The organism is Paenibacillus lacisoli (assembly GCF_030580655.1).
GTDB lineage: Bacteria > Bacillota > Bacilli > Paenibacillales > Paenibacillaceae > Paenibacillus > Paenibacillus lacisoli.
Window position 1 is genome coordinate 1 of record NZ_JAUQTB010000030.1, and the last position, 4,527, is coordinate 4,527.

A 4,527-nucleotide genomic window follows, 5' to 3' on the forward strand; every position below is an offset into this window, starting at 1 on the left:
GTCATGCTCAAGAATCAGCTTCACACGCAATTGAGCTATAACTATCCGAGTTATAGCAAGTTCTTCTGTGAAGTGGATGGACAAACAGCATTAGCCGTGTGGCATGAGTACCCTTCACCGTATCTATTGGAGGGCGTGACCATAGAAGCGTTAGCGGAGTTCTTACGGAAGAACAGTCGTAATGTGTGTTCGACCAAGAAAGCGGCTCTAATTCTTGAGAGCGTTCAAGCTGACGGGAATACGAAGCGGAACGGACAGGAGTATCGTGATTTCCTTGTCCGCAGTCATGTTAACCAAATTCGTGACGTTCAACGTGAGATGAACGATGTGGAGGACAATATCCGTCACATCATGCAAAAGCTAGACTTCAAGTTGAATACATTCACTGGCATTGATGACGTTACCGCTTCGGCTATCGTGGCTGAAATCGGAGATATTAGCCGTTTTACGAGTGCTGACAAGCTAGCCAAGTATGCAGGTCTGACACCGAGCCAAATGAGCAGCGGCGGCAGAGGTAAAGACCGTAACCAACGGCAAGGGAATCGAGCGTTAAACAAGATTCTATGGGGGCTAGCCGTAAGACAGTTGCATACCGCTAGAACATCCAGTAAACCGCTCAATCCTATATTCCGTGAATACTACGAGAAGCGATTGAGTGAAGGTAAAAAGAAGAAACAAGCAATCATATGTATAATGAGAAGGCTAGTGAACATCCTTTACAGCATGATGAAGAACAAAACCGAATACCGACTTGACGCTTTACCTGAACGAGCGGCAAGCTAAGAATACAATGGTGGTAGCTAAAACAGTTGCCACCTTCTTTATTCCCTGAATCAAAGTTCTAACTAACGAAGGGGAGAAACCTATCGAGGATATTGAGGTAGGGGATAGGGTACTCGCCAAGTCTGATGAAACCGGAGAAGTGGCGTATAAAGAAGTAGAATGGCTTTACCAACGAATTGTTGAAGAAACTTATAATATTGCTGTTGGCGGAGAAGTTATTACAACTACCGATGAGCATCCGTTTTGGATTGTCGGCAGAGGTTGGGTGGAATCGAAGAACCTTGAGGTGGGAGATGTTCTAACAACTTCGGATGGCAAAGAATTAGCCATTGAGAAGATTGAAATTAAGGAAGAACAAGACACAGTATACAATTTCAAGGTTAAAGATTTTCATACGTATTTTGTATCAAGTTTGGGAGTTTGGACTCATAATGCTTGTGATATCCCAAACACAACTACGAAGTGGGATATAAAAACAAATGCCAAAGCAAAGGTCACTTATAAATTTAATGGTGATACAATCACAGCATACCAAGACAAGACAAAGAAAGGATATTGGTGGGCAAAAGATACAACCGGACATGGTGGCTCGGCGTTTAAGGTGTTTGAAAAAAGAGGAAATGAACTTCACTGGGTTTCTGATGCAGATGAATATGGTAATTTCATAACAGGGAAACATAAAAGTTCAACAGGTACGGTTATAAAGCTAAAATAGAATGGTTGAAAATATGCCGTAAAGGGAATGTGAATTTCCCTTTACGGCTATATGATGGGGATGGTCGAATGGAACGTAGAGAGAATTTAGATGAATTTTTATTGCAATACTTTGAAGGGATTTATTTAAAAAAACCTTTGTTTTACAATACTTCAATAGCGATTAGATTTGAAATGGGAGGGGATGTTGATGCACCTGAAAAAAGAGTGAAACAGGTGAAACAGAGAGCGATTAAATTATTTAATGCATTGCATAAACCTAATGATGAAATTTACTTTGTGCTATTTATAGACAAGTGGGACAATGAGTCAATTAGTGATATAGAGAATATTGTCTCAAAAGTATTTAGTAATTATATCAGCAAGATAGATTTTAGAAATGTAATAAAACAAGAGCAGGAATTCCGCTATAAAGATTTAGATGATATTGATGATATCGTGACTATTAGATACTGTGCAGATGTGAAATATCAACAATTAAAGTTGGAAGAACTAGTAGAAGCTATTGCTAATCGTACACTTGGTCTAGAACCTACTGTTGATGGTGACATTTATCTATTAAACAAAACGAGCAAAACGATTTTCCACCTATACGACGATAGAGGTTTGGATATTTTAGCTGAAAATAAGGAAATATTAAAATCAATTTACGAAAAATACAATGATTGGATATTGGATTTTGACCGTGAAAGAATCGAAGAGATATTTGGCAAATAGCCTTGAGAGGGTTGCTTCCCTCCAAGGCTTGTCTTTTACTCCCACCCAGTGCCGAATGAATCGGGCGGCACAGCCTGAAAGAACTTAACCCTCATCACCTTCGTATGAGTTTTCTCCGAAATATCTGTACGCACATACAAAATGCTTGAGAAATATAACACTCTTTGATCTATCTGCATCCCCGTTATAGCCTTAAAATCATCAGTTACCACCGTATGTCGATGTATAAACCTTACCTTCGCTTTCTCCCAGTTTCTCCAGAATATAATGCCATCCGCATCTTTATTACGACATAAGTCGACTACAGATAGTGAGTAAGCAAATTTCAGAAATTGTCCGCAACAATCTAACCATATGCTCCGATGGTTATAACAGAAAGACAGTCTGGTGACGACCAGTTTACATATACAGGAATGGTAACGTTCAGGCTAGCCGCCTTCCTAGCTTCACAACCGCCCTACGGCGGCATTACACAACGAGAAGGAAGGTACATCAAATGAAGACAAGAACAACAGACTTCTGGCTTATTAAAAGCAATAAAGCCGCCAATGCTTACATGGACGAGGTAGCGAAGGAGAGCAACTTTACCGAACAACATAAGGGATATACCATCGTGCCGCAAAAGCTTCATCGGTGCTACGGACTTAGTGAGTACGAGAAACTGATTTTCATAGACATTATCGCCTACATGAGCGACAAGAGTCAGTGCTACCCGACGATGGAGATGTTGGCTAGAAATATCGGATGTAGTTCCAAGACCGTAGAGCGTCACATTGGAATTCTAGCTGATAAAAAGCTAATTCTGGTCAGCCAGAGTAAGAACAACACCTACTATCTGCCGAACTATATGCACGTACATCCATATCTGCTCCTATCGGAGAAGACGCATGAGTTCATTCGGGGAGTAAAGAAACAGGTAAACGAGAGAGACCTTACGCTTTGGATTCAGGGGATAGTCAAGAGCGAGGATTTCAAGGCTTATGCCGCCCGACTCCAAAGACTTCATGAGAGACGCTTGCCGATGGAGAAATTTGCTGAAACGGAAACATTGGCTAGTAATGGGCAGTATCTAACAACGGCCTTTGCTAAAAGATTTCCCCCAGATGTCAACGGGGCATAATCGAGAGTCTGTTATTTCAGCGGACTCTCTGTCCAGATAGACGTCACACGGTCGGTTAACAGCCAAAGTATAAGGCTGTAGACTCTGTGTCCACGGTTTCGACAGAGTGTCTGCAATACTAGACAGGGAGTCTGAATCGTAGACATAGAGTCTGCTACAAACCGTCCGATAGTCTCACTAATAAGAATCATTAAATAAGATTCAATTCAATAAGAACCAATAAAAGAATCACTTAAAAAAGAAACAGCAGACTCGCCGTGGGCGGTCTGCGATTTCGGGGGAGATTCTTGATTCTTGGATGGAGAGTAAAGACTGAGAATAACTCTTTATGGATGCTTTACTCAAGAATTGAAGATGGAGTTCCGCCGCTCCGCCTCTGCCCTGTCGGACGACTCGCTTAATGGCTCTGAGAACGCACAAGAAGCTTTTACAGGTATTCCCTTTAGTGGATGGTGAAAAAGTATGTCGCACGATAACATGTCTCTATGAGCCGTATAGAAGGTTACACGGGCGGGGGTGCTATTTATCTTCCATGTCAATTAACTCATGGATGTGTATGTTCAAGGCTTTACATATCTGCTCAAGGGTGCTGATGTAAATTCTATCCGTTGTTCCCCTGCAAAGAGCATTTATTGTGCCGGGACGCATATCAACCATAAGTGCAAGTTGACGTTGAGAAATATTTCGTTCATCCAGAAGTTCTTGCAATCTAATCTTGATTTTCATAACGCACTTTCCCCCAACAGTATATGAACAACTATACCACGATCAGAGAGAAAATACATTGCGTGATACGCTGTAACGTCATATAATAGCCTTGTGACGTTGTAACGTAACAGAAATTGTGATTATCGTAACGGAGGGGGAGGAAACAGCATGAATGTCATCGGTTACATTAGAGTTTCGACAAGCGGACAAGCCAAGGATGGTTACAGTTTAGCGTATCAACAGGATGAAATCCGATCCTATTGTCAGGAACAAGGATGGAACTTACAAGACATCTTTACGGATGAAGGTATCAGTGGGGCTAAGGTGGATGAGGAGGCTATTGAGGTGGACAGAATTGGCTTTCAGAATATGTTATCCGCTCTAGATACCCGAACCATTGATGAAGTTTGGAGTTGTCAACAAAAGTGCAGTTTGAAAACACCCCTCATACAGAAATCCCGTGATTAAGCTGCTTGTGACAGCAT

General features: G+C 41.6%; 6 protein-coding genes. 5 read left to right on the forward strand and 1 reads right to left on the reverse strand.

Annotation, left to right across the window (positions count from 1 at the left end; genetic code table 11):
- The 4 genes from Q5741_RS21315 to Q5741_RS21330 all read left to right on the forward strand — a co-directional run.
- The coding region (locus Q5741_RS21315) for a transposase (RefSeq protein WP_305026122.1) at nucleotides 1-783 on the forward strand (783 nt) is incomplete at its 5' end.
- 49 nt (nucleotides 784-832) lie between these two features.
- Nucleotides 833-1,498, forward strand: a complete 666-nt coding sequence (locus Q5741_RS21320; protein WP_305026126.1) for a polymorphic toxin-type HINT domain-containing protein — start codon at nucleotides 833-835, stop codon at nucleotides 1,496-1,498.
- Between the two features lie 68 nt (nucleotides 1,499-1,566).
- Nucleotides 1,567-2,214, forward strand: coding sequence for a DUF3885 domain-containing protein (locus Q5741_RS21325; RefSeq protein WP_305026123.1), 648 nt, complete (start codon nucleotides 1,567-1,569; stop codon nucleotides 2,212-2,214).
- A 496-nt stretch (nucleotides 2,215-2,710) separates the two neighbouring features.
- Nucleotides 2,711-3,334, forward strand: coding sequence for a helix-turn-helix domain-containing protein (locus Q5741_RS21330; protein ID WP_305026124.1), 624 nt, complete (start codon nucleotides 2,711-2,713; stop codon nucleotides 3,332-3,334).
- Between the two features lie 519 nt (nucleotides 3,335-3,853).
- On the opposite strand, the gene Q5741_RS21335 is transcribed toward Q5741_RS21330, so the two are convergent.
- Nucleotides 3,854-4,060, reverse strand: coding sequence for a helix-turn-helix domain-containing protein (locus Q5741_RS21335; protein ID WP_094013692.1), 207 nt, complete (start codon nucleotides 4,058-4,060; stop codon nucleotides 3,854-3,856).
- 150 nt (nucleotides 4,061-4,210) lie between these two features.
- Here Q5741_RS21335 and Q5741_RS21340 point away from each other — a divergent pair, with 150 nt between their 5' ends.
- Nucleotides 4,211-4,510 carry a recombinase family protein gene (locus Q5741_RS21340; RefSeq protein WP_305026125.1) on the forward strand — a complete coding sequence of 100 codons (300 nt, stop codon included), beginning with the start codon at nucleotides 4,211-4,213 and terminating at the stop codon, nucleotides 4,508-4,510.
- Nucleotides 4,511-4,527: the final 17 nt, after the last annotated feature.

Excerpts from the sequence above, each read along its gene's own strand:
- Q5741_RS21325 (WP_305026123.1), top strand. The coding sequence starts at position 1,567 with ATGGAACGTAGAGAGAATTTAGATGAATTTTTATTGCAATACTTTGAA.
- Q5741_RS21330 (WP_305026124.1), top strand. The coding sequence starts at position 2,711 with ATGAAGACAAGAACAACAGACTTCTGGCTTATTAAAAGCAATAAAGCC.
- Q5741_RS21340 (WP_305026125.1), top strand. The coding sequence starts at position 4,211 with ATGAATGTCATCGGTTACATTAGAGTTTCGACAAGCGGACAAGCCAAG.
- Q5741_RS21335 (WP_094013692.1), bottom strand. The coding sequence starts at position 4,060 with ATGAAAATCAAGATTAGATTGCAAGAACTTCTGGATGAACGAAATATT.